This is a genomic window from Spirillospora sp. CA-142024 (assembly GCF_050942325.1).
Classification (GTDB): domain Bacteria; phylum Actinomycetota; class Actinomycetes; order Streptosporangiales; family Streptosporangiaceae; genus Spirillospora.
Genome location: NZ_CP192077.1, coordinates 909,642 through 934,125, shown reverse-complemented (window position 1 = coordinate 934,125; position 24,484 = coordinate 909,642). Strand labels below are relative to the sequence as shown.

Annotated in this window: 24 protein-coding genes and 2 pseudogenes; 11 read left to right on the top strand and 15 right to left on the bottom strand. The window is 69.3% G+C overall.

Features of this window, described 5'->3' with window-relative positions; genetic code table 11:
* Positions 1 to 30: 30 nt before the first annotated feature.
* Positions 31 to 831: a VOC family protein gene (locus ACQPZP_RS04715; RefSeq protein WP_433476401.1), complete on the bottom strand. Its 801-nt coding sequence runs from the start codon at positions 829 to 831 to the stop codon at positions 31 to 33.
* A gap of 549 nt (positions 832 to 1,380) precedes the next feature.
* On the opposite strand from ACQPZP_RS04715, the gene ACQPZP_RS04710 reads away from it, so the two are divergent.
* The 4 genes from ACQPZP_RS04710 (at position 1,381) to ACQPZP_RS04695 (ending at position 4,787) form a co-directional block, all read left to right on the top strand.
* On the top strand, positions 1,381 to 2,046 hold the full coding sequence (locus ACQPZP_RS04710) for an SDR family NAD(P)-dependent oxidoreductase (RefSeq protein WP_433476400.1): 666 nt from the start codon (positions 1,381 to 1,383) through the stop codon (positions 2,044 to 2,046).
* A gap of 23 nt (positions 2,047 to 2,069) precedes the next feature.
* A complete protein-coding gene (locus tag ACQPZP_RS04705) occupies positions 2,070 to 3,005 on the top strand; it encodes an SDR family NAD(P)-dependent oxidoreductase (RefSeq protein WP_433476399.1) in 936 nt (311 codons plus the stop codon).
* A gap of 87 nt (positions 3,006 to 3,092) precedes the next feature.
* The gene (locus ACQPZP_RS04700) at positions 3,093 to 3,668 is read left to right on the top strand and encodes a hypothetical protein (RefSeq protein ID WP_433476398.1); all 576 of its coding nucleotides are present in this window, start codon (positions 3,093 to 3,095) and stop codon (positions 3,666 to 3,668) included.
* Positions 3,669 to 3,746: 78 nt separating this feature from the next.
* Complete coding sequence (locus ACQPZP_RS04695; protein ID WP_433476397.1) at positions 3,747 to 4,787, top strand: class I mannose-6-phosphate isomerase; 1,041 nt, start codon at positions 3,747 to 3,749, stop codon at positions 4,785 to 4,787.
* Here the strand turns inward: ACQPZP_RS04695 and ACQPZP_RS04690 are convergent.
* Both ACQPZP_RS04690 and ACQPZP_RS04685 read right to left on the bottom strand, forming a co-directional pair.
* On the bottom strand, positions 4,765 to 5,127 hold the full coding sequence (locus ACQPZP_RS04690; RefSeq protein ID WP_433476396.1) for a DUF6069 family protein: 363 nt from the start codon (positions 5,125 to 5,127) through the stop codon (positions 4,765 to 4,767). The genes ACQPZP_RS04695 and ACQPZP_RS04690 overlap by 23 nt on opposite strands.
* A gap of 135 nt (positions 5,128 to 5,262) precedes the next feature.
* Positions 5,263 to 5,643 (bottom strand): DoxX family protein, encoded by a 381-nt coding sequence (locus tag ACQPZP_RS04685; protein ID WP_433476395.1) that lies wholly within the window; start codon positions 5,641 to 5,643, stop codon positions 5,263 to 5,265.
* Between the two features lie 142 nt (positions 5,644 to 5,785).
* Here ACQPZP_RS04685 and ACQPZP_RS04680 point away from each other — a divergent pair, with 142 nt between their 5' ends.
* A complete protein-coding gene (locus ACQPZP_RS04680; protein ID WP_433476394.1) occupies positions 5,786 to 6,307 on the top strand; it encodes a MarR family winged helix-turn-helix transcriptional regulator in 522 nt (173 codons plus the stop codon).
* Here the strand turns inward: ACQPZP_RS04680 and ACQPZP_RS04675 are convergent, their stop codons facing one another.
* From ACQPZP_RS04675 to ACQPZP_RS04665, 3 genes and pseudogenes are all read right to left on the bottom strand, one after another.
* Positions 6,308 to 6,469, bottom strand: a complete 162-nt coding sequence (locus ACQPZP_RS04675; RefSeq protein WP_433476393.1) for a helix-turn-helix domain-containing protein — start codon at positions 6,467 to 6,469, stop codon at positions 6,308 to 6,310. It abuts the gene before it with no gap.
* Positions 6,420 to 7,397 (bottom strand): transketolase-like TK C-terminal-containing protein, encoded by a 978-nt coding sequence (locus tag ACQPZP_RS04670; RefSeq protein ID WP_433479550.1) that lies wholly within the window; start codon positions 7,395 to 7,397, stop codon positions 6,420 to 6,422. Before ACQPZP_RS04670 ends, ACQPZP_RS04675 begins: the two co-directional genes overlap by 50 nt.
* Positions 7,398 to 7,586: 189 nt before the next feature.
* A pseudogene (locus tag ACQPZP_RS04665) lies at positions 7,587 to 7,906 on the bottom strand (PLP-dependent transferase); the annotation flags it as partial.
* A 45-nt stretch (positions 7,907 to 7,951) separates the two neighbouring features.
* Between ACQPZP_RS04665 and ACQPZP_RS04660 the strand changes: the two are divergent.
* Complete coding sequence (locus ACQPZP_RS04660) at positions 7,952 to 8,368, top strand: FCD domain-containing protein (protein ID WP_433476392.1); 417 nt, start codon at positions 7,952 to 7,954, stop codon at positions 8,366 to 8,368.
* 63 nt (positions 8,369 to 8,431) lie between these two features.
* Here ACQPZP_RS04660 and ACQPZP_RS04655 read toward each other — a convergent pair whose 3' ends face one another.
* Positions 8,432 to 9,250, bottom strand: a complete 819-nt coding sequence (locus ACQPZP_RS04655) for an SDR family NAD(P)-dependent oxidoreductase (protein ID WP_433476391.1) — start codon at positions 9,248 to 9,250, stop codon at positions 8,432 to 8,434.
* Between the two features lie 381 nt (positions 9,251 to 9,631).
* Here ACQPZP_RS04655 and ACQPZP_RS04650 point away from each other — a divergent pair, with 381 nt between their 5' ends.
* Positions 9,632 to 11,992, top strand: a complete 2,361-nt coding sequence (locus ACQPZP_RS04650) for a SpoIIE family protein phosphatase (protein ID WP_433476390.1) — start codon at positions 9,632 to 9,634, stop codon at positions 11,990 to 11,992.
* Positions 11,993 to 12,569: 577 nt separating this feature from the next.
* Here ACQPZP_RS04650 and ACQPZP_RS04645 read toward each other — a convergent pair.
* The 6 genes and pseudogenes from ACQPZP_RS04645 to ACQPZP_RS04620 all read right to left on the bottom strand — a co-directional run bounded on the left by ACQPZP_RS04645 (position 12,570) and on the right by ACQPZP_RS04620 (position 16,643).
* Positions 12,570 to 14,078 (bottom strand): ClpP family protease, encoded by a 1,509-nt coding sequence (locus tag ACQPZP_RS04645; protein ID WP_433476389.1) that lies wholly within the window; start codon positions 14,076 to 14,078, stop codon positions 12,570 to 12,572.
* A gap of 409 nt (positions 14,079 to 14,487) precedes the next feature.
* Positions 14,488 to 15,111 carry a hypothetical protein gene (locus tag ACQPZP_RS04640; RefSeq protein WP_433476388.1) on the bottom strand — a complete coding sequence of 208 codons (624 nt, stop codon included), beginning with the start codon at positions 15,109 to 15,111 and terminating at the stop codon, positions 14,488 to 14,490.
* 105 nt (positions 15,112 to 15,216) lie between these two features.
* Positions 15,217 to 15,426: a hypothetical protein gene (locus ACQPZP_RS04635; RefSeq protein WP_433476387.1), complete on the bottom strand. Its 210-nt coding sequence runs from the start codon at positions 15,424 to 15,426 to the stop codon at positions 15,217 to 15,219.
* The gene (locus tag ACQPZP_RS04630) at positions 15,417 to 15,800 is read right to left on the bottom strand and encodes an integrase core domain-containing protein (RefSeq protein WP_433476386.1); all 384 of its coding nucleotides are present in this window, start codon (positions 15,798 to 15,800) and stop codon (positions 15,417 to 15,419) included. The genes ACQPZP_RS04635 and ACQPZP_RS04630 overlap by 10 nt, the downstream gene beginning before the upstream one ends.
* Positions 15,688 to 15,991, bottom strand: a pseudogene (locus tag ACQPZP_RS04625) (DDE-type integrase/transposase/recombinase); the annotation flags it as partial. The pseudogene ACQPZP_RS04625 and the gene ACQPZP_RS04630, both read right to left, overlap by 113 nt.
* A 16-nt stretch (positions 15,992 to 16,007) precedes the next feature.
* Positions 16,008 to 16,643, bottom strand: coding sequence for a transposase (locus ACQPZP_RS04620; RefSeq protein ID WP_433476385.1), 636 nt, complete (start codon positions 16,641 to 16,643; stop codon positions 16,008 to 16,010).
* Here ACQPZP_RS04620 and ACQPZP_RS04615 point away from each other — a divergent pair.
* Positions 16,636 to 17,025: a restriction endonuclease gene (locus ACQPZP_RS04615; RefSeq protein ID WP_433476384.1), complete on the top strand. Its 390-nt coding sequence runs from the start codon at positions 16,636 to 16,638 to the stop codon at positions 17,023 to 17,025. The two genes, ACQPZP_RS04620 and ACQPZP_RS04615, sit on opposite strands and share 8 nt — an antisense overlap.
* A gap of 218 nt (positions 17,026 to 17,243) precedes the next feature.
* Here the strand turns inward: ACQPZP_RS04615 and ACQPZP_RS04610 are convergent, their stop codons facing one another.
* Entirely contained in the window at positions 17,244 to 19,622 is a 2,379-nt protein-coding gene (locus ACQPZP_RS04610) for a helicase-associated domain-containing protein (RefSeq protein ID WP_433476383.1), read from the bottom strand.
* A 116-nt stretch (positions 19,623 to 19,738) separates the two neighbouring features.
* Between ACQPZP_RS04610 and ACQPZP_RS04605 the strand changes: the two genes are divergently transcribed.
* From ACQPZP_RS04605 to ACQPZP_RS04595, 3 genes are all read left to right on the top strand, one after another.
* Complete coding sequence (locus ACQPZP_RS04605; protein WP_433476382.1) at positions 19,739 to 21,823, top strand: N-6 DNA methylase; 2,085 nt, start codon at positions 19,739 to 19,741, stop codon at positions 21,821 to 21,823.
* A complete protein-coding gene (locus ACQPZP_RS04600) occupies positions 21,820 to 22,071 on the top strand; it encodes a hypothetical protein (protein WP_433476381.1) in 252 nt (83 codons plus the stop codon). Before ACQPZP_RS04605 ends, ACQPZP_RS04600 begins: the two co-directional genes overlap by 4 nt.
* 551 nt (positions 22,072 to 22,622) lie before the next feature.
* Positions 22,623 to 23,006, top strand: coding sequence for an integrase core domain-containing protein (locus tag ACQPZP_RS04595; protein WP_433476380.1), 384 nt, complete (start codon positions 22,623 to 22,625; stop codon positions 23,004 to 23,006).
* Between the two features lie 243 nt (positions 23,007 to 23,249).
* Here the strand turns inward: ACQPZP_RS04595 and ACQPZP_RS04590 are convergent, their stop codons facing one another.
* Positions 23,250 to 24,398, bottom strand: coding sequence for a lactonase family protein (locus ACQPZP_RS04590; protein WP_433476379.1), 1,149 nt, complete (start codon positions 24,396 to 24,398; stop codon positions 23,250 to 23,252).
* Positions 24,399 to 24,484 lie beyond the last annotated feature (86 nt).

Here is a 24,484-nt window from a genome sequence, read left to right as displayed (position 1 = left end):
CGGGCGCGAACCGGTGGTTCGCGCCCGAACTCATGTAGTCCCTGGACCAGGGGAGGTCGGTTTCATGACGGCGAAGGGGGCGCCGGTCGGGTCGGTCATCATCGAGTACCTGCCGACCTGGATGTCTTCGGCTGGGAAGCGGACGCGCGCGCCCAGTTCGGCTGCCTCGGCAGTGGTCGCGTCGCAGTCTTCCGCCCAGAAATAAGGGATCCAGCGTGCCGGATGGTCCGCCGCCCACCGTCCGCCCATGCCCACCATCCCGCCGACCGGCCGGTCGCCGACCCTGAAAACGGTGTAGGGGTGGCCTTGGTACTCATGGTCCTCGGTGCGCCAGGCGAACACCTTGCCGTAAAAGCGTCTGGCCTGCTGGACGTCGTGGCATGCCAGTTCCACCCAGCACATCGCGGACGGCTCGTTCATGACGATGGGCCCTAGGACCTCCGAGCGCAGCCCGACTCCAAACTCGGCGCCCTGGGCGTCCATGCACATCGCCATCGCGCTGCCCCCGGTGTAGTGGGTCGGCGGGATGAGTTCCTGTCCGCCTCCGGCTTTGACGATCTCGACCGTGACCTGCAAGTCCTCCACGAAGAAAAAACAGGTCCAGGACGCGGGCTGTGTGCTGTCCGTAAGCGTCCGCAGCCCGATGACCGACGGCCCCTGAAGGTCACCGAGTGTGAAGACGTCGTAGTCGCCGTAGGAGGGGTGGGTGAGGGTGTAGACGTTCCAGCCGAACAGCTCACGGTAGAAGTTTCTGGCCGTGTCCGGTTGGGGGGTGGCCAGTTCGACCCATGCCGGCCATCCGACGTCGGGCTCGGAGGTGTCGTCCGCCATCACCGACGCCGTCCGATCCTCACGACTCGCATGCACACCACGCTATGGACGGACACGTAATTGCAGCGGACGTATCGGTGACAGATTCTCCCAAAAGCGCACGTCTCGGGCGGCCATAGGCCTCGGTCGCGGGTTCCACCAGCGCTCCTTCCGGCCCGCGTCCCTGCGCTGCGTTCAACACTGGTCAGCCGGATCGTTGCCCGCGTCGACGGCCCCCGAACCAACTTGATCACTTCAGCCTTGTAGTAGTCGCCTCTGGCGATGACTTCATGTTTAGAGTGATCCGGACACCATCATCACTACAAGCTTGTAGTAAGGTGGGGGCCATGGAGGACCGGACGAGGCGCTGGCCAGGCATCAACGAGCAGCAACGCCAACGAACTGTGCACGCCTCGCATTGAGGAGCGCTTCGCCGCTGCAACCCCGCTCAGCGGCGAGTGAACACCCACGTCACCCTCGCCCGGAATCGCCTGAGGACGCCGGTCACGGTCCCCCAGGCGCTGTTCCTGCACCCGAACTGGCTTCCCTACGCACGCCAGGAGTAGACGCATGCCCACCATCGCCATCGTCGGAGCCGGCCCGGGAATGGGCCTCTCGATCGCCAAGGCCTTCGGCGGCCACGGTTTCGAGGTCGCCCTGATCGCCCGCAGCAAGGACAAGCTCGACACCCTCGTGGCCCGGCTGGCCGAGTCCGGCATCACCGCCGAGGGCTTCCCTGCCGACGTCTCCGACCGCACCGAGCTGACCGCGGCGCTGTCCCAGGCCGCCGAGCGGTTCGGCGCGATCGACGTCCTGGAGTACTCCCCGCACAGCGGCCTGACCATGGTCGACCCGCCCGACGTGACCGTGGACAACCTCCAGCCCGCGATCGAGCAGCTTCTCTATGGCGCGGTCGCCGCCACCCAGGCGGTGCTGCCCGGCATGCTGGCGGCCGGCTCCGGGACATTGCTGTACACGACGGGTGGCGGCGCCATCAACCCCTATCCGATGCTCGCCACCCTGAACACGGCACAGGCCGCCCTGCGCAACTGGGTCATCAACCTCCACAACACGCTCGCCGAGCAGGGCGTTCACGCGGCGACAGTGGCCATCAACCTCCTCCCCAGCGCCACCGCCCCCGAAGGCGTCCCGCACGCGGACCCCGACGACATCGCCCAGCTCTACTGGGATCTCCACACCCGCCGCGACCGCCCCGAACAGCTCGTCTCCGCCTGACCACCTTCCAAAGGATCACGACCGTGAGCGCACGCATCACCACACCGTTCACCGCCGATTCCACCGCCGCCGAGGTCATGACCGGCATCGACCTGACCGGCCGCCGGGCCATCGTCACCGGCGGCGCGTCCGGCATCGGTGTCGAGACCGCCCGTGCGCTGGCCGGGGCGGGGGCCGAGGTGACACTGGCGGTCCGCAACCCCCTGGCGGCCCACGGCACGGTGCGGGACATCATCGCCGGCACCGGCAACAAGCAGGTCCTCACCGCACCGCTCGACCTGGCCGACCAGACGTCGGTCGCGGCGTTCGTCGCCGGCTGGCAAGGCCCCCTGCACATCCTGGTCGGCAACGCGGGGATCATGGGCCCGCCGCTGACCCGCACCCCGCAGGGCTGGGAACTGCACTTCGCGACCAATCACCTGGGCCACTTCGCGCTGGCCACCGGCCTTTACTCCGCGCTCACCACCGCCGGCGACGCGCGAATCGTCTCGGTCAGTTCCTCGCAACATCGGCTCTCACCCGTCGTCTTCGACGACATCCACTACGAGAAGCGCCCATACGAACCCAACGCCGCATACGGACAGTCGAAAACGGCCAACGCCTTGTTCGCCGTCGAGGCCGCCAAGCGGTGGACCGGCGTCAGCGTCAACGCCGTCATGCCCGGCGTGGTCCGCACCAACCTGATGCGCCATGTCGACCCCGAACTACTGGCGCGGTTCGAGGCGAGCGGGGCGCCGGCACTGCCCTGGAAGACAGTGGAACAAGGAGCGGCGACCTCCGTCCTCGTCGCCGCCTCCCCTCTCCTCACGGGAGTCAGCGGCCGCTACTTCGAGGACTGCAACGAGGCCCTGCCGCTCCACCCCGACAACCCACATGGGGGTGTCGCCGCCCACGCCTTGGACCCCGAGGCCGCCGCCCAGCTGTGGGAGTACTCCATCAAGGCTCTGACCAGGCAATAGCCGGACGCCGTCGGCACGCACCTCCTAGTCGGCACACACCCCGCTGCGGGATGGGGGGAAGCATCTGCCTACCCCTGCGACCCGGAGGTGGCCGAACTGCAGCGCAAGCTCGTCCGCGACCTGGCCGATGAGTGTGCCGGCCTCAGCCTCGCGCTGGTCATCGAACCCATCTGGTACCCGCTTCCAGGCGAAGACCCCGATACCGACCAGTGGCGCGCCCAGCGCGTCGAAGGCATCCTCGCCTCGGCGCGCGAGGCGAACGCACTCGGCGTGGACATGCTCAAGGTGGAGTTCCCCGGATACGTCGACACCCCGGAAGGACGCCAGGCGGCGGCCGCCGCCTGCGCCCGGCTGGACGCCTCGGTCGACGTGCCGTGGGTGATCCTTTCGGCCGGAGTGGGCTACGACGACTTCCGCGCCCAGGTCGAGATCGCCTGCCGCGCCGGCGCCTCCGGCCACCTCACGGGCCGCTCGATCTGGCGCGACGCCGTCTCCACGCACGACCCCGTGGAACGGGAGAAGGCGATCGAGCAGGCACGTGGGCGGCTTGACGAACTCAACACCGTCACCCGGGCCCACGGCCGCCCCTACACCCCGGCGCGGCCGATCGACGAGGTCCTGGCCGACCTGCCGCCCGAGTGGTACCGCACCTGGCACGCCTGACGTCCCCCCGGCGGCCGGTGCGGACAGGGGCACCGGCCGCCGCGGCAGGTCGGCACCGCACCCCGCGCAGGAGAAAGCATGCAACCCGTCCCGCTCTCGCCCAACATGCCGCGCTCGTTCCACCGCGGGACCGGGCGTATCGGCCGCTTCCGCGCCACGGCGGCTCCCGCCGATCCGTACTTCCCCGAGGACTGGGTCGGGTCGGTCACCGCACGCCACGCCGCCGCACCGGCCGGTTTGCCGACGCTTCCCGACGGCCGGCTGCTGTCCACGGCCATCGCCGACGCCCCGGAGCGCTGGCTCGGCCCAGAGCATGTCGCGCGGCATGGCCCGGACCCCGCGATCCTCGTCAAGCTGCTGGACGCCGGCGAGCGCCTGCCGCTCCACGTTCGTCCCGACCGGCGGTTCGCGGCGGCGCATCTGGCCTCGCCGTACGGCAAGACCGGGGCATGGGTGATCGTCGATGCCGCTCCGGGGGCCGTCGTTCACCTGGGGTTCTGCAGGGACGTCGGTGCGGCGGAACTGCGCCACTGGGTGAGCGGGCAGCGCGTCCCCGACATGCTGGCCGCCACCAACCAGGTGCCGGTGCACCCGGGCGACGCGATCGTCTGCCCCGCGGGCCTGCCCCACGCCATCGGCGAAGGCATCCTGCTCGTCGAGGTACAGGAGCCGACCGACTTCTCCGTCCTGCTCGAATGGGAGGGTTACGAGATCGACGCCGCGTCCGGCCACCTCGGGCTCGGCTACGACAAGGTTCTGCAATGCGTCGACCGCGCCTCCTGGGGCTCGGGCCGGATCGATGGCCTGCGCGCCGCACGCCGCGCGGGCCACCGGATCCGCCCCGGAGTCGACCGGCTCTTCCCCGAGTCCGCCGACCCCTTCTTCGCCGCCGAACGCATCCGGCCCGACCCGATCGGAGTCCTCGACCCGGCGTTCTCGATCCTCGTGGTCACATCAGGGACCGGAGTCCTCGACGCTGAGCACGGCGATCGATTCGAGCTTCACGCCGGCCTGACGCTCCTCGTTCCGCACGCGGCAGGCCATTGCATGCTCAACGGCGACCTGGAAGCAATCCGGTGCCGCCCCCAACACGACATCAGTCGGCGGTCAGAGGCATGACCTTGCGGTAGACCGTGACCGCGATCAACGCGACGAGTACATGCATGACGAGAAGGGCCGCGACACCGACCGGACCGCCATTGCCGAACAGGAAGAAATCCGGGACGAAAGACACCACGACCACGGTCGGAACGAGCCGGCGGAGCAGGGCCTGCGAGTCTTTCGACACCCTGCGGACCACAGCCCAGCCGACGGCGCCGGCCACGATGCCCACCGCGGTCAGGAAGATGTACGAGCCCGGATTCAACGGTCCGAAGTCGTCGGGTTTGTCAGCGAGGGCGCGGGCGAGAAGAGCCACGACGGCATTGACCGCGCTGGCGGTGACGATCGCGGCGAGCACGCCCGCCGGGATGATCAAGGGGCTTCGCCGGGCAAGGACGGGACCCGATGGAGTGGGCATCTGAACTCCTAAGTACCTGTTAGGACTTGGACGTCGGGCCCGCCACGCCGCCGGACGTGCGTGGACCCGGCCGGGTCAGGAGGTGAACGAGTAGGGGCCGAGCCGGCCCCAGACGATCACGGCCGCCAAGACCAGCAGGACCGCGTTGACCGCGATCGACGACGCCTCCCCGCGGCGGGCGTGCGTGATCCCGCCGCCGATCATCATCAGCACCAGGCCCAGTGCGGCCAGCGGTACCAGCACCTCCGCGATGCCGAACAGCGCCGGGAGGATCAGTCCGATCGCGGCCAGGACCTCCAGCGCGCCGATGGCCTTGACCATGCCGGCACTGAAATCCTCGGTCCACTCCAGACCGGACTCCGCCAGCTTCTCCTTCGGCCGGCCCAGCTTCATGCCGCCCGCGAGGAGGAAACCTGCGGCGAGCACGCTCGCGACGACCCACAGCACGACGTTCATCGCCTGTCCACGCTCCCTTGATAGCTTCACGATTGAAGCGAACATAGCACCTGGTCATTTTAAGCTTCAAGTGACGCGACTTCACGCGTGAAGCTGGAGAGTGGACCGCACATGACTTCACCGTTGAAGCTAAGGTGAGGGCATGGAAGATCCGCAGGACCGCCGGGAACCTCGCTGGCTCGACGTGGACGAGCAGCAGAACTGGTATGCCTTCGCCTACGTGCTCACCCAGTTGCCCGCCGCCCTGGAGACCCAGATGCAGCGGGACGCGGACATCAGCCACTTCGACTACCTCGTGCTGTCCTCACTGTCGATGGCGCCGGAGGGAACCTTGCGGATGAGCGAGGTGGCCCAGTACACCGGCAGCACGCTCTCCCGGCTGTCCAACGTCGTCGGCAGGCTGGAGAAGCGACGATGGGTGAGCCGCCGCCCGGATCCGTCCGACGGGCGCTACACCCTCGCCGTCCTCACCGACAGCGGCCGGGACAAGGTGACGGCCGCCGCGCCCGGCCATGTCGAAGAGGTCCGCCGCCTGTTCTTCGACCCGCTCACCAAGGCGCAGCAGCGCCAGATCGCCGCCGCCGCCCAACGCATCCTGCGGGCCATGGACGCCCCCTGCCCCACCGACTGGCCCGCCGAGGCCGCCCTTCCTCGCGACGAGTGATCACAGCGACGCCATCCGGTCGCCGCGGTTCTCCGGCAGCAGGCGCCAGGTGTGCAGCGCCATGAGGTAGTCCAAGGCGTGTGCGGGGTCGTGCAGGTCCGGCCCCAGCAGGTCACGCAGCCGGCGGATGCGGTTCCGGACGGTCTGCGGGTGAGTGCGCACTCGGGCGGCCGTGCTGCTGCCGTTGAACCCGCATTCGAAACAGGCCGGCAGGGTCTCGGCCATGCGGTGCCGTTGCGCAGGGCGGACGGCGGCAGTTCCAGGCCACGGCGGGCCAGCCGAAGCGACAGGACGGCGCGGGTGACCTCGACGGTGGACCCTTCGACGGACGGGTGGTCACCGAGCATCGCCTCCAGCACCGCCCGCCGACTCGGCCCGGCGCGGTGGTCGGCACCCGGTTGACGGTGGCCAGGAACGTCAGCGTGTGCGGGTGCCCGTCCAGCACCGTGACCAGCGGTGTGGCGCGATCGGCCGGGAAGACCTGGTCGAGGATCCACGACTCGGCGGCTTCATGGCCCTGCCGGGCCCGCACGGCCCGGTAGAGCAGGTCGGGGCTGGTCACGCAGATCACGTCCGCGGCGATGCCCTCTCCCTCCAGCCGTTCGGCGGCGGCGAGGGCCTCGGGGACGACGGCGCCCATGGCCGCGATGCCGACCGCCGGCGCCTCGGTGCGGCGGAGCGGGTAGGCCCCGGACACGACCTGCCGGCGGCGCCGCTCCCGGGCCGCGGGATCCGCGGGCACCGCGGCCAGCGACTGGTCGACCGGGCGGGTGGACAGCCGCAGATAGGCCGAGCACCCGTCGGGCTTGCCCAGCCGGGCCAGGCCGGCCAGCAGCGTCCACTCGGTGTCGACGACGAACGCGGGCTCGTAACTGACGCAGCCGGGTTGCTCCAGGCCGATGGACGGCGTCTTGATCGACTGGTGCGCTCCGCCCTCGGGCGCCAGCGAGACCCCGGACGGGGTGCCGATCAGGATCGACTGCCCGCCCGCGTAGATACCGTACGACCAGGGCTCGAGGGCGCGCTCGACGAACGGGTCGTAGAGCACCCCGATCGGCAGCAGCAGCCGGCCCCACCGGCTCCAGGTCATCGGGACTCTCGACGCCGACGGACAAACGCAGGACGTCGGGATCGTCCACCGAGTCCACCAGGCTGACGACGTCCCCCAGGCTGGTGGCCCTGACGAACTGGGTGAACGCGTCGTAGACGAGGGCCTGCGCTCCGGCCTGCGCAGCGCGAAGGAGAGCATCCCGCCGAAGCGGCGCCCGCCCGTCAGCCGGCATGCGAGTTCATGCGCCGGTGCGCCCGGCAGCCCCGGATAGTTGACCCTGCTCGTCGCTTCGTGGGCGTCGGCGAGTTCGGCGAGCCGCAGCGCCGTGGCGCCGGCCCGGTCGACCCGCAACTCCAGCGTGCTCATCCCCTCGATGACGGCGGCGGCGTTGTGCGGGGTGATGATCGTCCCAAGCCGGCGGCGCAGCACCGCCACCGCGTCCATGACGGGCCCGCTCCCGGCCAGCGCCCCGGCCAGCACCCTGCCAGATACTTCGTCGCGCTGTGGATCACCAGGTCGGCGCCGAACTCCAGCGGACGGAACAGCACGGGAGTGGCGAAGGTGTTGTCCACCACCGCCAGCGCGGAGTGATCGTGCGCGATCGCGAAACGCTGCGGCCGATGCGCGGGCACCTGCAGCGGTTCGAGGACCGGGTCCGCGCCAAGGACTGGCCGGCGGCTCACGAAGAGCACCTGCAGTTCCACCTGTCGATCATCAAGGCGCTGCGGCTGCCCGCACTGGAACTGCCGATCGAACCACTCCAGGAGCTGATCATCGTCAGCTCCATCCCCCCGGAACCGGAGAGCGGGGAGCAGTGGGGCATCGGGTCGCACGACCCGATCGTCGAGGCGCTGGAGTCCGGTGACCCCGAGGCCGCACGGGTCGCGGTACGCGACCACTTCCGGTACGCGGAGTCACCGCCCTACCGCGACTACGGCCAGACCTTGTTCCGTGATGCCAGGTCCGCGCTCGGCGACCACCTCGACGCCGGACCCGCCCTCCCGATCTGATGCCCAGGCCGGCGCTTCTCGGTCAGGATGGGCACCCGTCGAGCACGCGTGATGGGTCTGCGATTAGGCACCGACGAGAGTGCGGGAGGCGTCCATCAGGCGCTGTGTGGTCGCGTCGCCGAGAATGATCGGTGTCCGCCGCTCGAAGTCCCCGGGCTTTCCCCAGTAGGTCGGCGCGTTCCAGTCGTCTCGCAGGCAAGCTTCGACGACGTTGTGGGCGGCCTTCTCCGCGGAGTCGAAGAAGAGTGGTCCCGCGACCTTGGCACCCACCCGCATGTACCAGGGCGCGATGCGCAGGATGTCGGTCTTCACGGCACCCGCGTTCACCACTCCCGCCCGCAGGCCGGGTTCGGTTCGCCCGAGGTGGGCGGCGTAGTGATGATTGGCCAACTGGATCGGCTTGCGGTCCTTCCGCAGGCCGAATGGCGCAAAATCCGGGAACCTGTCGAAGTCGGAAGCATCGGTCGGCGGAACAGCCGCGGTCATCATCACCACGCACGGCCGTTCGCTTTCCCGCAGTGCGGGCAGCAGGAGCTGGGTCAGGTGGTAGCGGCTGAGGTAGTTGACGGCGAAGAAGGGGTGGAGCCCGTCCGCCGTGCGCATCTCCTTTGCGGTGAACACGCCGGTGGAGTGCAGCACGGCGTCGAGACGGTCGTAGTCCGCGAGGAGGCGGTCGGCAGCGTCGCGAACGCCGTCGTGTATGGCCAGGTCGACGGCAAGGAAGGACGCTCGGCCAGCGGCATCGCCGAACGAGGCGAGCGCTGCGTCACCCTTTCGCTGATCGCGGCCAAGCAGGACGACCTGATGCCCCTGTGCAAGGAATGCGCGAGCGGCCTGCAAGCCGATCCCGCTGTTGCCGCCGCTGATGAGAATGGTCTTCATGGTGCTCCGGAAGGTGTGGCATGGGGCAACCTGGCCGGGACGCCTGGGCATGTGATGCGCGCAGTGGCCCTGCCGCGGCCGCTGCAGGTGAGGGTGGGGCGAAGCGCAGCAGCCGTTCCGGCGAGTCCAGACGGCGCTGCATCAGTCCAACACCTCCACACTAACTTCAAGCATGAAGCAAGACAAGCGAGGGTCGCGGTAGGGTTGGTCGTCCACAGATCCTCTGCGTCCGAGCCGGCGTCCGGCCGCCAGTACACCGGTTGCGAGGCGTCAATCGGCGCCTGACCGGCCGGTCACCTCCACGCTCTCAGACGCTCTCCAGCGGAACAGGTCAAACCTGACCTGCCGGATTGACGCTGTGCGACATAGAAGTCATTGTGGGTGGCATGGGGGGGTGCCGATTTTACGGCCACCATCAACCCTCTGGGCATCGTGACGGCGTGGAGCGAGGGGGCTCGGCGGCTGACGGGCTATGCGGCCGAGGAGGTCGTGGGGCGGAATGCGGGCGAGTTGCTCGCCGAGGACCCAACGGCACGGCGGGTGGCCGCCGCGCTGTCCGGGGCGGTGGTGCTGCGGCACAGGGACGGGCATAGCGTCGAGTTGGCCCTGCAGGTGGTGCCCCTGGTGGACGGGGACGGCGGGGCGCAGGGGTTCGCGGTCACCGGCACGGCGCCCGGGGAGGCGGAGCCGACGGTGACCGATCGGCTGTTTCAGCAGGCGTCCATTGCGCTGGCCGCTTTCGACACCGACCAGCGCATTCTGCGCCTCAACGAGGTGGCCTGCGAGTCGGCGGGGACTCCTGAAGAGGCGCTGGTGGGGCGGTCTGTGACCGCTAGCCTGTTGGTGGGCCCGGACACTCCCGAGTTCCTGTCAAATCTGCGCCGGGTGGTCATGAGTGGGACCCCCGTGCACTACGAAAGTTACGGCCGCGCAAAGGGCGAGTCCCGGGACCATGCGTGGAGCACTGAGCTGTGGCCGCTTCGGGATGCCTCCAGGGAGGTGATCGGGGTCGGCTTGGCGGCGCTCGACAGCAGCGAGCAGCACTGGGCCCGGCAACGGCTTGCCCTGCTGAACGAGGCCGCCTCCTCCATCGGCACCGCCCTGGACGTGGCGCGGACCGCCGGCGAGCTGGTGGGGCTGGTCGTGCCGCGGTTCGCCGACTTTGCCAGCGTGGACCTGCTCGGCTGGGTACTGAGGGCGGAGGCGCCGGAAAGGGCGGCTGATCGCACTGACGTTATGCTGCGCCGGGTTGCGCACCTGTCGGGCAGTGCGGGGACGCCGGAAGCCGCCGTCGAGATGGGCGAGTTGGATACCTACCCGCCGTTCTCGCCGCCCGCGCGGGCTTTGGTGGAGGGGCGCCCAGTGCTCAGCGGGGTGGGGGATCCCGGCTTCGACCGGTGGATGGCCGAGCATCAGGCGCGGGGGTCCAAGCTGCGTGAATACCGTGATCGGGGGGCCGTCCACTCGCTGCTGGCGGTGCCGCTGCGGGCGCGGGGCACCACGCTGGGCGTGGCGGTGTTCATCCGCGCGATCACCCCCGACCGCTATGCCGACGACGATATGGCGCTGGCGGAGGAACTGGCCAGCCGGGCTGCAGTGTGCGTGGACAATGCCCGCCGTTACACCAGCGAACGGGCGACCGCGCTGACCCTTCAGCACAGCCTGCTGCCCCAGCTTCTTCCCGGCCAGGCCGCCCTCAAGGTGGCGCACCGCTACCTGTCAGCCAGTTCCCGTGCCGGGGTCGGCGGCGACTGGTTCGACGTGATCCCGCTGTCGGGCTGCCGGGTCGCCCTGGTCGTCGGCGACGTGGTCGGGCACGGCGTCCATTCCTCGGCCGCCATGGGCCGCCTGCGCACCGCCGTGCGGACCCTTGCCGACGTCGACCTGCCCCCGGACGAGTTGCTGACCCATGTCGATGACCTGGTGATCCACCTGGCCAGCGACGACAGGGCCGGCCAGGACATCGCCGAACTTTGCGCGACCTGCCTGTACGCCGTCTACGACCCCGTCTCCGGGCAGCTCACCGTGGCCGCCGCCGGGCATCCCCCGCCGGTCGTTCTGCTGCCCGATGGCACCACGCACCCGGTGGAAGTTTCCGCCGGTCCGCCGCTCGGCATCGGCGGCCTGCCCTTCGAGACCACCGAACTCCAACTGCCCGAGGGCTCGCTGATCGCCCTCTACACCGACGGCCTGATCGAGGACCGCGGCCGGGACGTGGACGAGGGCATCGCCGGGCTGTGCCACGCGCTGGACGCCCCCGCCGATTCGCTGGACACTGTGTGCGACACGGTCTTAAAGTCCCTGCTGCCGGAACAACCCGGCGACGACGTCGCCCTGCTACTAGCCCGCACCCGCACCCTGGGCTCCGACCAGGTAGCCGCCTGGGATGTGCCGCCGGATCCCAGCCAAGTGGCCACCGCCCGGCAGAACGCCACCGAACAGTTGGCCGAGTGGGGCCTGGACGAGGTCGCGTTCATCACCGAACTGGTGGTCAGCGAACTGGTCACCAACGCGATCCGGTATGGCGATCCGCCCATGCAACTGCGGCTGATTCGCGACCGCGCGCTGATCTGTGAAGTGTCCGACGCCAACTCCACCTCACCCCACATGCGCCGAGCCCATGTCTACGATGAAGGCGGCCGAGGCCTGCTACTGGTCGCCCAACTCACTCAACGCTGGGGCAGCCGGCAGACCACCACTGGAAAGACGATCTGGGCCGAACAACCACTACCAACAGGATGAACACGGCGAACATGGCATGGCAAACGGACCGCAGCTTCCCGCTCGGGCCGATGCCCCCATGACGCTGCTATGTCGCGTCAACCGGTTCAGACCCGGTTTCGGGAGTGCCCGCCCGTGACTGTGACCGCCTGGTGGACGTCCAGATGGCGCGCGTCAGCGTCGGTTATTTCCCGCACCACCGTGCCCAGCGGGCGCCCCGCCGCTCCCCGTACTTCTGGCAAGGCGGCTTCGGCGCGTGCCGCCCGCCCCCGCGAGGTCTCCAACTCGGCTTCCAGCTGAGCCCGAGAGGGCCGGCTGTGCCCGCTGACGCGCACGTCCCTCCCGCGTGCCTGCACCCACAACTGCGGGCTACCGACGAAACCCCTTCGACCTGCGGGATTCCATCAGTCCCCTACTCTGGATTCCACGCTAATCAAGATCATCTTCCATGGTGCCCCCAGCCACGCCGGACCTGGCCGGCCCGCTATCGGGGCCCCGGCTCACTCACCGATCAGCAGGACTGAGGGCCGCCTTCCCACGGTTTCTCCCGGTCTCCGACAACCCCGAGAGGTGATCCGATGCCCGGCGGCGAGGGGCATCAGAGGTCGCCGGAGAACGGCGTCCAGGAGGGGCGGAGCCGGTCGGCGGTGGAGCGCAGGATCGCTATCACGCGCCGGGTCGCCGTCTCGAAGGCCGCGGGAAAGCCCCCGGACGCCGTCCCGGTCGGCGCGAGCGAGTTCGCGAGGTCGTCCAGCTCCCGGACGATCTCCCGCCGCCGATGTGCCTCGTCCGGGGTGAGGCCGGTACGGGCACGCACGCGCTCCTCAAGGTCGGTGACCGCGCTCTCGTTCGCGGTCCAGTGCCGGTGGACCCGGGCGTAGACGTCCGGATCCGGTGCCTGGACCGATCGCAGGAGCCGCTCGGCCACCTCGGCGCGCTCACCGGCGGATATGCCGGCCAGCTTGCGGTCGAGCACGCGTGCGAACCGTTCGATCTGCTCGGCCCGGTCCGGAAGCACGACGGGCACCGCCTCGGGACGCGCGCGCTCAACGCTGAGACCGGGTGGCAGGACCGGCTCGGAAGACAGGTGTTCCTCACCTCCGGCCAGCTCCGCGCGTTGGAGCACACCGCGCCGCGCCGCCCGCAGACCCGCCTCATACCCGAGGCGCCTGTCACCGTCCCCCATCAGGGGCAGCTGATCGATCCTGTCCGCCACCTCCTGAAGGACCCCGCGCAGCGAGAGCCGCTCGGAGGGACGCGCCGGCTGTTCATCGGGCTCGGGGACGGTCTCCAGCCACGACCGCAGTCGTGCGGCCGCATCGGCGGCGTCGGCGCGGCCCGCGAAGGCGGCATCGACCTCCCGCCATTCCGGCACCGCCTTCAGGAGCGCCTCGGCCAGGTCGCGGCAGAACTGCCGCCTGCCCGCCGGGAGGCGGTCGCTGAAGACGTCCGGGTAGCGATGCACCACGGCGGACTCCACCGCGGACCGGAGCGCCGCGGCACGGTCCGCGTGAGCCGCCCCCGTAGGCTCGGGTTCCTGCGGGACCGGACGAGCCGGTTCGGCATCGGGGGCCAGACTCGTCGCGGACGGGGGAGCAGTGAGAATCCGGTCGACCAGCCCGCTCGCGAGCGCCTGCTGCGCGGTGAACCAGCGCCCCTGGCCGGCGTCGGCGAGAACCTGGTCGAACGGCAGGCCGGTGTCCTCCGCGATCAACCGCATGATCGGCCCCACGATGTCGCCGCCGGCCGCGGCCGGAGCAACGCCGGTGGGCGCTGTCAGCAGGATCCGGGCATCCGGCAGGGCATAGCGCTTTCCCGGCGTTCCGGCCGAAAGGATCATCTGCGCGATACCGGCGGCCATGCCCCACGCCACAGTGGCGACGTCCACCTCGACGAACTTGATCATGTCGTAGATCGCCAGCCCCGCGGACAGCAGGCCGCCCGGCGAGTCGAGATAGACGAAGACGTCCGCGGGATCGTCCGCGGCCAGCCGGAGGAGGCCCGCGCAGACCCGGTCGGCCACGGCGTCGTCGAGATCACCCTTGACCACGAGCACACGGGCCTCGAAAAGCTTCGCGTGGAGGTCCTCGCCCGAAGCGCCGCTCATGGCACCCTCCCGATTCCCGCGACACCTGGGTCACTGCCCCGACCGACCCTAACGATCAGCCATCCTCCGCACCCGGCGGATGTAACCGATGGACAGAGCCGGAACCACACGGTGCCGGTGGTGGCGATGCGGGGAGCGGTGGTGGGGCGAATAGAGGTGGAAAAAATGCGAGCAGGGTTCTGATGACTTCTCAGGGATCGGGCGCACGGCGGCGGTTCTCATTGTCGCTTCGCCTCTGAGGCATCCGCTGGAGTTACTCAAAGGCGTGTGACGGCGGCGGGGAACTCTTGCGAGGTCGAGGCAGCGGGCGGAGCCGACCTCGGCAATCGTGCAACTGCTCGACCAAGCGGGGAGAAGCTGGCCAAGCAGGAGAAGCAGGCGTGGACAAGCTGGAAGGAGGTGCTCGCCATCACCGCTGCCTGACCAGAGGGGCGAAACCGGTCTCGTAGAGCAGCTTCCGCCATCCCGCCAGGTCACCGCTGTATCGGATGGGCTGCCAGGATGGGGCGGGCGTGGGGAAGAGGGTGTCCTGGAGGGCTGCGGCGGGACTGGCGATGAAGGCCGGGCTGCCGTCCTCCCAGACCATGATCGTGACCCACGTTATGGCCAGGTCACCCTTGTTGTCTGGCTGGTAGACCGATCCTGATCCCCACCGGATTCCTCGACCGAACAACAGCCGCTTCGGGAACCAACGCTCGCCGGAGCAGTGACACACGCGCAAGCTGGTGCCGAGGGTGCAATCGGCCATGTTCGAAGGGGAAGCGGGCATGTCAGAGTCGTACGCCTGCCGGAACTGGACCAGAGGCTGCTCGATCGCTTTGTCGAAGGTCACCACTGGTATGGGGAATCTGGGGAACTCATGCAGGTGGTGGTCGACGAACACGAATGACGGAGCAAAGTGTGCCGCGCGTCGCTGCTGGTCGTTGAGCTCGTCGGCGGCGACGGCCAACTCACGACACACCGTGTCCAGGACCTCCCGTGTCCATGCCCGTGCTTCTTCCGGCGACAGGTTCCTCCGCGACATCTGCGTCATCTTCCTTCGGTTCGCGACCATCGTCCACCGTGCGCCGGTCCGCGGCCGTGCTGCACTGCGTCCTACAGTGGCCCCCGCACACGCCCGCTGCGCCGCCTGCTCGGGTCAGGCCCCGCTGGCGGCGGCGAGAAGCGCACCGGCTCGGGCGTCAAGGTCGGTGGCCTGACGCACTCCGCGGTCGCGGAAGACTGCCGGCTCCTGGCGCATCTCGGTCACCGCCTTGCGGGTACGAGCCGAGCGCACACCGGCCATGAGGTCCAAAGAGCGCCGCCACGCATCGCACGCTGCCTCGATGTGCCCCTGCTTCAGGTGCATTTGAGCTTCCCCCCGTAGCACGGACAGCTTGATATTGCCCCGGTTTCACGGACTTGCGGGTGAGGAGATCGGGCTCGACGGGTGGGTGGTTTCGAACTGTATCGGGCTCTGTAGTTCAGGGCGGAGTGGCGTCGGTGGCGGTTGTAGAACCCTTCGATGTACTCGAAGATCGCGTTGGCGAGTTCGACGCGGGTTCTCCAGCGTTGCCGGTCGAGTAGCTCGGTCTGCATGCGTGCCCAGAAGGACTCGGCCACGGCGTTGTCATACGGGTCGCCGACGGTTCCCAAGGAGGGCAGCAGCCCTGCCCGCCGGGCGCGTTCGGTGAAGGTCCATGAGGTGAAATTGGGTGCCGTGATCTGCGTGGATGATCCCATCAGGGATCTGTCCGGCGGCGCCGCGGGAATCGATCGCCATGCCCAGCGCCGAGGTGGCCAGATCGGCCCGTTGCCGCGAATCGATGGCCCAGCCGACCACCCTTCGGGAGAAGGCGTCCAGGACCACGCAGCAGTAGAGCTTGCCCTCCCGGGTGGGATGCTCGGTGATGTCGGTAACCCAGCTGGTTCGGCCGGTCACGGTGGAAGTTACGTTTCACCAGGTCGGTGACCGTCGCCGATGCGGGGACCTGCTTCGCCCGAGGACGCAGGGGCAGCCCGGTCAGGCCGGCTCGCTGCATCAGCACCGCCACCGTCTTGCGTGAGACGACCACGCCCTGGCCCTGGACGAGCTCGGCGCACTCGAGGCGATCCATAGGTCTGTCGTGATGCCTGATGGATGGCGGTGATCTGATCGGTCAGCCACGCCTGGCGGATCACACGCGCCGAGGGCGGGCGGGTACGGGCGTCGTAGAAGCCCGACCGGGACACTCCGAGCGCCAGACAGGCCTGCTTGACCGGGACGCCCTCAACGGCCAGCTCGGCCACCAGGGCGTAGCGGGCTTTTGGGGGCACCACCTGCTCGACCGCAGCAGCGGCCTTCCGCAGAATCTTGACCTCGTTCTCCAGCTCGGCGATCCGTGCACGGGCCTGGGCCAAGACAACGGACTCGGCCTCTGCGGGACTGGGCGACTTCAGGCCACGGTCGATCAGGTCCCGCCGTTTCCAGCGGTGCAGGCACGACTCCGCGATGCCCAGCGACGCGGCCACGTCCCGCACCGATCGTCCCGACTCCAACAGATCCAGGGCACGCCGACGAAACTCCGGCGGATAAGGCTTGGGCACCAGAACGATCTCCCTCACAAGATCGCCGAACCCTACCTCTCTCAACATCCATGCCCGCCAAACGGGGGCAACATCATTCTTCGGCGGCGTATGCCTGATCCAGGCCAAAAGATGGTCCGGTCTGGTCGGTCTAGAAGCCGTGCACGCACTCACCGGTGTCATGGCAGACCACAACGCGACCACCGGCGTCCTGGTGACGACATCATGGTTCGGCCGCGCCAGCGAACAGTTCGCACAGCGCAACCGCATCACCCTCATCAACGGCGCCGAACTCAAGCACCTGCTCAAGAAGCACCTGGGTGCTGATGTCATTCCGGGCGTCACCCCGCCCCGCCGGGTCCGCGCCTCCAACAACACTCAGACCGGCCGTCCCGGCCCCTGAACATGTGCGGACCATCCTCAGGTCACGGCCCGGACGCGGCCGGCGTGGAAGTCCCGTTCATGGTCGCGCAGTCGACACCAGGCGGGTGAGGAGGGGACGTCGAGCCGGATCTTCTCGATCACACGAGCCAAGCCTCCCCGCGTCGCGGCCCCCGGAAGCGGCCCCCGGAAGCGGCCCCGCATCGCGGGCCTCGGCGGCGATGCGCCGACGACCGGTCCTCAGGTCATGAGAACGGCCGGGTTCACGGCCTGGACGCGGCCGATGTGGAAGACCCTCTCGTCGTCACGCAGCCGGCACCAGGCGGTGAGGAAGGGGGCGTCGAGCCGGATCTTCTCGATCACACGGGTGGTGGGATTGCCCTCGGCGTTGACGTAATCGATGCCGATGGCAGTGCCCGTCCGCACTGCGTGGACCAGCATGCGCCGTTCGGAAACCGACAGGTGCGGAGCAAGGTCCGCCATGCCGGCCCCGACGCCGTCGGTTTCGGCGGGCAGGTCCGGTGACGTTCCGTGCAGCCGGTCGGCCAGGTCGATCGGCGTGCGCGGCCCAGAAGCCTCGTGCTTCCCGGCCGGACGCCTCCCGCGGCGTGAGGGGCGTGCCGGTCGGTGTGAGGGGCGTGCCGGTGCGCGTTCGATCAAGGGTGCGCCAGTGTCGCCCGCGCCGACCGGTACGTAACCGGCCGCCCGGAGAGCCATGAGGGTCTGGTCCACCGGCTCGGCGCTGGCGAGCACCGTGGGCGCCAGTTCCCGGAGCTTCAGCCGGCGCAGCCCTCGATGGGCCAGGATCTCGGCGAGCAGCGCGGGACGGGAGCAGCAGATCGCGCAGGCGAGCGCGGTGACGGTGACCTCGCCGTGCCTGCGGGCGACATCGTCGATCAGGTACGCCAGCGGCTGCGGCAGATCGGTGCCCGCCGCCGCCTCCAGGTCGGAGCGGATCCCTTCGGCGGAGCGGCCCGCGTCCAGGGCGCGCCGCACGCTGGCCAGGCCGAACCTCCAGACCGAGGCGGTGCCCCGGGACTCGCGGTCGGCGACCAGATCCAGGAGCCCGGCCAGCCACGGCGCGGGCGGCCCGGGGACCACGGCCGTGAGGTCGCCTTGCAGGAGTACCCGTCCGCACGCCGCTTCCAGCGCGTCCACGGCGGCCTTGTCCAGCGTTGTCTGAGCCTCGGCGCCCGCCAGTACGCGTCCGGTCGCAGTGAGCGCGCCATGGGCGAGCACACCGAGCAGTTCCGCCTCCTGCCAGACGGCCGCGATGTAAGGCGGTGCCAGCTCGGCGTCCTCGAACAGGAGCGGGGACCGCCATGTCACCGCCGCGACCAGTTGCTCGGGTCCGGTCGCGCCGCGTCCTCCGGGCAGGCCCGCGAGGCTTCCGAGCACCGCGGCGCGCAACCGGGGCGCCGCCGGATCGTACGCCCGAGTGTCCAGCGAAGCGCCACGACCCTCATCCGGGTCGTGCAGCAATGGGAGGCGCGGCATGTGCGCCCAGGTACGCACCATGGACGCCAAGCGCTCGGCCGGCAGCGGATCACCGCCTTCGGCCGTCGGAACGAGCGCGCCGTCGCGCCAGTCCAGCAGCGCCTCGGCCGCGGCCAGCTCCAGCCAGAGCCGGACGGCGTCCTCGGAACCTCCTGTCCGCTTGGCCGTCCGCCGCAGCTCCCGGACGCCGAGGCCACCGGACTTCAAGCGGGTCGGCGGCTCCGAGGCGCAGGACCGCAGAACCGCTTCCATCTGCTCCACGGCGCGGGCCGACGCCGCGGCGAACTCCGCCGTCACCGTAGCCTCCGGCGCCGCGGCCGTGCCGACGGACGGCGCGGCCGGTGTGAAAGGCACCTGATAGGACGGGCCGCGCAGCGCCAGCGCCACCTCCGCGGGCATGAGCGGCTCCAGCCAGTCGGGCTGGACGAGCAGTCCCCGCGCCAGCGCCCAGGCATACGGGCCTTTCTGGCCGAACAGGTAAATGCCCTGGTAGTCGTCCACGCGGCCGGCGCGCGCAGCCTGCTCGATCAGGCGCCGCTCCTGTTGCGGCGCGGCGGCCACGACCCGCCGCACCCGTTCCGCGTCACCCAGGCCCGCGAGAGCCGCCTCCAGCAGCTCGGCCTTGCGCTTGCCCGGTGGCTCGACTCCCAGGCCGCGGACGATCCGACGGAGATCCTCGGCTCTCAGGTGCGGCAGCAGAACGGCGGCCGAGGGCCCCAGACCGAGCGGTCCGTCCCCGATCGGCCATTCCCTCAACGGCTCCGCGAGATGCAGCAGACCATCCGCCGGCCATACGAGGCCGCGCCGGACGAGTGCGTCCAGCACCCTCGCGAAGTCGTCCGGCGCGGCGCCCAGCAACGCCTCGGCGTCCGACCTCGCCGCAGTGCCGCCGAGGGCCGCGAGCGCCTCCGCGAACTGCACCAACGGCAGATCGCAGGCGGCGAACGCCGCCATGACCCCGCGCGGGCCGGACAGCCGTTCCGCGAGCTCACCCAACGTCGACGGCTCCGGATCGGCCGTCGCCTCCGGCCGCTCGGTCAGCAGGCCGGCCAACTCTTCCCGGCTCAACCCCGCCAGCCACGTGCCGAACGAACCCGTCACACCTTGTTCTTTCTGCGCCACCCGCCCACGATGCCACCGCGCGCAGCCGTCGGCGAACCGAACAACAGGTCCACACGAAGCCGACCGGCAATCGTGTGCTGAGAGAGCAGGGCGTATGTGCGCATCATGATGCGCAGTTGCTCACTGCACTGTTCTTGGCTGAGACTTACGCCATGATCGTCGCCCCGAACGACGCAGCCGCCCTACGCGCCCAAGAGGTCCTGACCGAGCTCTTCGGCCCCCTTTCGGTGAGAGTCCGCGGACGCGAGCGCCCGACCGTCTACCTCCACCTCCTTTCCTCGCTCATTGTGTTGCGGCATCGGGACCGCCCGGCGTGGTCCCGGCTGCGCGATGATGTGCGCCGCGCCCTCGACGAACAATGGGCCCCGCAGAAGTTGCTGCGGACGATCGGCCACCGGGTCGCGCGCGCGCTGGAATCGGCAGGCCTGCCACCGGGTCCGGCGGTCCGGTTGGACGACCTCGACGCCGAGGCCGTCGACGACGTGGCGCACATCGTGCGGCTGTGCGAGGAACTCGGGGTGGACGCCTTCCATCAGCTGCTCGATCGCTTCCAATCCTGGGGCAAGCCGGCCGACGAGGCGTTCTTCGCCCCGCGCTCGGTCGTGGAGACTATGGTCGATCTGCTGCTCAAGGATGGCGATGCCACTGGGCGTTTCCATGACCCTTTCCTGGGCGGTGGGGAGTTCCTGGCAGGCGCGGTGGAAGTCTCCCCAAGCTTGCGGTTGTCGGGAACCAGCCCTTCGCGGGACCTGCTGGAGATCGCGGGGATGAGACTCCACGCGCTGGGCGTCCCGCAGGTGGACCTGAGTGTGGCTCCTCAGCCTCATCAGAGCGCCTCGCACACGTCGCAGGCCGACTTCGTCCTGTCCAACCCGCCGTTCAACAGCCGGCGGCACGGCCGCCACGAGGAGCCGGACAAGGACTGGGCCTATGGGCCTCCGCCAACGCACAACGACAACTACGCCTGGCTCCAGCACATCCTCGTGACACTCGCGCCGGGCGGCCGAGCCGGGGTGCTGATGCCCAATCGGGCGGCGGTGTCCACCGATGCCCGGGAACTGCACATCCGGAGGAAGATGATCGAGGACGGCGCGGTGGAGTGCGTCATCGCCCTGCCCCGTCAACTCTTCGCCGGAACCGCCGCTCCGGCGATGATCTGGTGCCTCAGGAGTCCCACGGGCCGGGGGGCGGCACCCACCGGGCGCATCCTGCTGATCGACGCCCGCCGGTTCGGTACCAAGGACGGCAAGCAACGCGTCCTCTCCCGGGACGAGATCAATGCCCTGGTCGAGTGCGTGCACCGGTGGCGTTCCGGGGACGGGAGTTTCCCCGACGCGATGGACGGTCGCGGCGTGGCCGCCGCCGTCTCGATCGCGGAGATCGCGGAGCACGGCTATTCACTCGCCCCTTCGGACCACGTCCCCGAGACGCCGCCCTCACCCGGCCGTGAGACCTGGATGGAGGTTCCGCGACCGGCGGCCGCACTGGAGTTCCTGGCGGAACAGGCCCGGGCAGCCGATGAGCGGGTCGCCGACATCAGCGTCGCGCACCGGACGCTGGACAAGCGCGACCGCGTCAGCGACCGGCGGGACGTGCGATTGGCAGATCTCTGCCGCATCCAGGCAGGTCCGTCCCACAGCCTCGTCAAAAAGGCCGAACGCGCGGTCAACGGTGTCCCTCTGGTGATGCCCGCACATCTGCAAGACCACCGCATATCGGCCGAAGATGCCGTCCTGCTCTCTGCCAGAAGCGCGCGCACATTGCAGAAGTACCAGATCCGGCAGGGTGACATTCTCATCGTTCGCACCGGCTCGGTCGGTCCCACAGCGCTTGTCACTGCGGCAGAGGAAGGTTGGCTGCCATCGACCAACCTGATGCGCGTGCGCCCTGACGACGGCGTGGACCCCGGCTACCTGCTGGCGCTTCTCTCATCCCCCACGGTCCAGAAGTGGATCGAGGCGCGCAGCGGGGCGGCCAGCGCCATCCCGTCCATCAGCGCCGCGAATCTCGGGATGCTGCCGGTGAAGCTGCCGCCACCCGATGAGCAGCGCCGCATCGGCCTAGCGGTCGACGCCCTCGACACGCAGATCACCGCTCACCACGCCTTGGCCAGGGCCGCCGAGACCGCACGGGCCGCTCTGGCCGACGGCCTCGTCATCGGCCTACTGGCGACCGTCCACCCCTTGAAGGGAGAATCATGACCGCGCCTCGGTCACAGGCATCACGTACCGTCCGTATCCTGCTCGCGACGATCGCCGTTCTTCTCGGTGTCATCGCCGCGCTTGTCGGCGGCATCCTGCAGCGCCTCGACGGCAACTCCCTTCCGCAGTCGTTCCAGTATGGATGCGGAGCGTTCGGAGCCACTGTGCTGCTCTTCTTCGCGCTGTTCTACTTCCTCAACGGCAACGGCAACGGCAACGGCAACGGGCCGGGCGACGGCGAGAGCTGAGTCACGGCTGCACGCGGATGCTGCTCGTCGCCTCCCGGCACTGGGCGGACCCCTACCCCGCTTCTGGATCCGGCGTGGAGTTGGAGAAGATGATCCTTGTACTTCGTTATCACGGCTAACGAACACCTCGTCACCTGCAAGCACCGTCCCAGCGGCGGCGCGAAGCTGCACATGGCGAAAAATTCCTCCGCCGGTCGGGCAAGGTCGCCGCAAGGAAGCCACAAGATTGCCAACGGCCATGTCGGCTCGTTGTCGGCTCGGCGGTTCCGAAAGGAATCGGCACGCGACGGCATCGGGCGGCATGAAAATGGGGCTCGATGCGGACAGGTCAGCATCGAATGGCACGGAGAATACCGCGCTGATACGGCAGTTTCGGACTTTTAATCCGTAGGTTGTGGGTTCGAGTCCCACGCGACCCACCACCCTTGACCAGGGCAAACGCGAGAATGCCCTGGTTTGCCTGCCGCCGGATTCGCCTCGTTGCGTCCCTCCGTCTGCTCGATGTTCGCTCGCAGGCACGGATCGGGCCTGGTCACCCCTCATTCAGGCCGATGTCAGGTCACCGGCTCGCCGAACCCGACCCTGACCGGCCCGAGGCCCAGACCGCACTGGTCGTCCACCGCCGCGCCGGCAATGCCCCTCTCACCGAAGCCGACCGCACGGCCCTCGCCGGTGACCAGCGTGCGGCCACCGCGATACCGGCGCCACGGCCCTCCGGCACGGTGCTGTTCTCCTGGCTGATCCCACTGCCGTCCGCGGGCATGGCGGTGATGACCGCACGCGAAGCATTCTTCGCATCTTTGAAACGCGAGATCCTGCCCGACGGTGGCCGGCCCACCATCGCCCAGGCCCGGCTGGCGGTGTTCGGCTGGCTGGCCTTCTACAACACCCACCGCCGCCATTCGGCTCTGGGCTATCTCAGCCCGACCGAGTAGAGAAGCGATCAACTACGCTGACCGCCGCCGCATAGCAACCGGTGTCCACGCGCAGGGTGGAAGGCCCTCCCGGATCTCCACCACCTCCGGGGCCACAGGCAGGCGGAGGCCCATGCATCTCGTAGGCGATATCACCTCCGCCGAGAACGCCTCCCGCATCCGCACTGGCGCCGCACCCTGAGAAACGGCTGCGGACCGCCTGGCCGGTCCCGGTCGATGCGGCCAGGACCGGCGGAGGCGGCGTCAGGATGCCGCGATCCCCTCCATTCCGATGCCGTTGGCGAATCGCGGCAGGCCAGTCACAGTGGTGACCAGCCTCAGGGATCCGTCGTCATTCACGGCGTAGCCCTGCACGTTGCCTGCGGTCGCGTTCTGTACGTAGAGGAAGCGACCACTCGCGGTCATGTCGATCGTTCCGCCGCCAGGGATGGCCGCGGCCCTCCCGTTGAGCAGGACGAGCCTTCCGTGCTCGACGCGGTAGGAGCTGACCGTGGAGCTGCCGGTGTTGGAGACGTAGTAGAAGTTCCCCACGCGCTGGATCCAGCACGAGGCCTGCTGCCCGTTCGGCACGGGTGCGCCGATCTGGCGGAGCGAGCCGCGCCGCTCCAGTCGATGGCGGGTCAGGGTGTTGGTGGTGACCCCGACGAGGAGCAGCGTGCGCCGTGTGTCGAAGGTGAACGCAAACGGCCCGTTGGAGTCCCTTGTGCTGACCGGTCTTTTCGCCAGTCGGCCGCCGTGGCCGACCCGGAAGGCCAGTACGGTGTTGTTGGTCTTGGTGGTGACCAGCACGAACCGGCCGAGCGGGTCGACTCCCACCTGGGCCGGGGACAGCACGAAGCTCGGCCGGGCGGGATTGCCGAGGTGCAGCGAGCGGTTGGCCCCTGCGATCCGGTGCAGCCGGTCGTGTTTGAGGCGGAACCCCTGTACGGCACCGTCGCCGCCGGCGTTGAGCACGTAGACCAGGCCGTGGTGCACCGCGACGCTGACCGGCAGCAGACCGCCCGACCGGGTCACCTGGAGCCGCCTGAGTTTGGTGCCGTGGACGCGGAACAGGGTGATGGTGTTGCTGCCGGCGTTCACGGCGAACAGCAGCCTGCCGTCATGGACGAGTGAGCCTTGGGACGCCAGCGCATCGGTCGGTGCACCGGCAACGGCACCGCCGTTCCCACCGGTTTTGAACTCCCCGGCCGCACTCAGCCTTCCGTTGCCGGCCCGCTTGAACACCCGGATCGTGTTGCCGCCGGCGGACCTGGGCTTGTTCGTCTGGACGAAGACCGCGTGCGTGCGGCCGGTGTCTCGGTGATGGCTTTTCCCGTCTGCGGTGGCCCGTCCAGCGCCGGCCAGCATCGTGGCGGCAGCCAGGACTAGTGCAATTATCCCTTTTCGTCGCATAACACTCCTTTGCTCCGCGAAATCTGGTGCGATCGAGATCGCGGTACCGCAGCAGCCTTGACCTAAACATCCCTCCGTCCGGCCAA

Bases quoted from the DNA above. Each gene is read 5' to 3' on its own strand.
- ACQPZP_RS04635 (WP_433476387.1), bottom strand. From the start codon at position 15,426: ATGCACCTGAAGCAGGGGCACATCGAGGCAGCGTGCGATGCGTGGCGG.
- ACQPZP_RS04685 (WP_433476395.1), bottom strand. From the start codon at position 5,643: ATGAACGTCGTGCTGTGGGTCGTCGCGAGCGTGCTCGCCGCAGGTTTC.
- ACQPZP_RS04710 (WP_433476400.1), top strand. From the start codon at position 1,381: ATGCCCACCATCGCCATCGTCGGAGCCGGCCCGGGAATGGGCCTCTCG.
- ACQPZP_RS04590 (WP_433476379.1), bottom strand. From the start codon at position 24,398: ATGCGACGAAAAGGGATAATTGCACTAGTCCTGGCTGCCGCCACGATG.
- ACQPZP_RS04715 (WP_433476401.1), bottom strand. From the start codon at position 831: ATGGCGGACGACACCTCCGAGCCCGACGTCGGATGGCCGGCATGGGTC.
- ACQPZP_RS04680 (WP_433476394.1), top strand. From the start codon at position 5,786: ATGGAAGATCCGCAGGACCGCCGGGAACCTCGCTGGCTCGACGTGGAC.
- ACQPZP_RS04640 (WP_433476388.1), bottom strand. From the start codon at position 15,111: ATGACGCAGATGTCGCGGAGGAACCTGTCGCCGGAAGAAGCACGGGCA.
- ACQPZP_RS04655 (WP_433476391.1), bottom strand. From the start codon at position 9,250: ATGAAGACCATTCTCATCAGCGGCGGCAACAGCGGGATCGGCTTGCAG.
- ACQPZP_RS04670 (WP_433479550.1), bottom strand. From the start codon at position 7,397: ATGACCTGGAGCCGGTGGGGCCGGCTGCTGCTGCCGATCGGGGTGCTC.
- ACQPZP_RS04630 (WP_433476386.1), bottom strand. From the start codon at position 15,800: ATGGGATCATCCACGCAGATCACGGCACCCAATTTCACCTCATGGACC.
- ACQPZP_RS04595 (WP_433476380.1), top strand. From the start codon at position 22,623: ATGTCAGGTCACCGGCTCGCCGAACCCGACCCTGACCGGCCCGAGGCC.
- ACQPZP_RS04600 (WP_433476381.1), top strand. From the start codon at position 21,820: ATGACCGCGCCTCGGTCACAGGCATCACGTACCGTCCGTATCCTGCTC.
- ACQPZP_RS04695 (WP_433476397.1), top strand. From the start codon at position 3,747: ATGCAACCCGTCCCGCTCTCGCCCAACATGCCGCGCTCGTTCCACCGC.
- ACQPZP_RS04645 (WP_433476389.1), bottom strand. From the start codon at position 14,078: ATGAGCGGCGCTTCGGGCGAGGACCTCCACGCGAAGCTTTTCGAGGCC.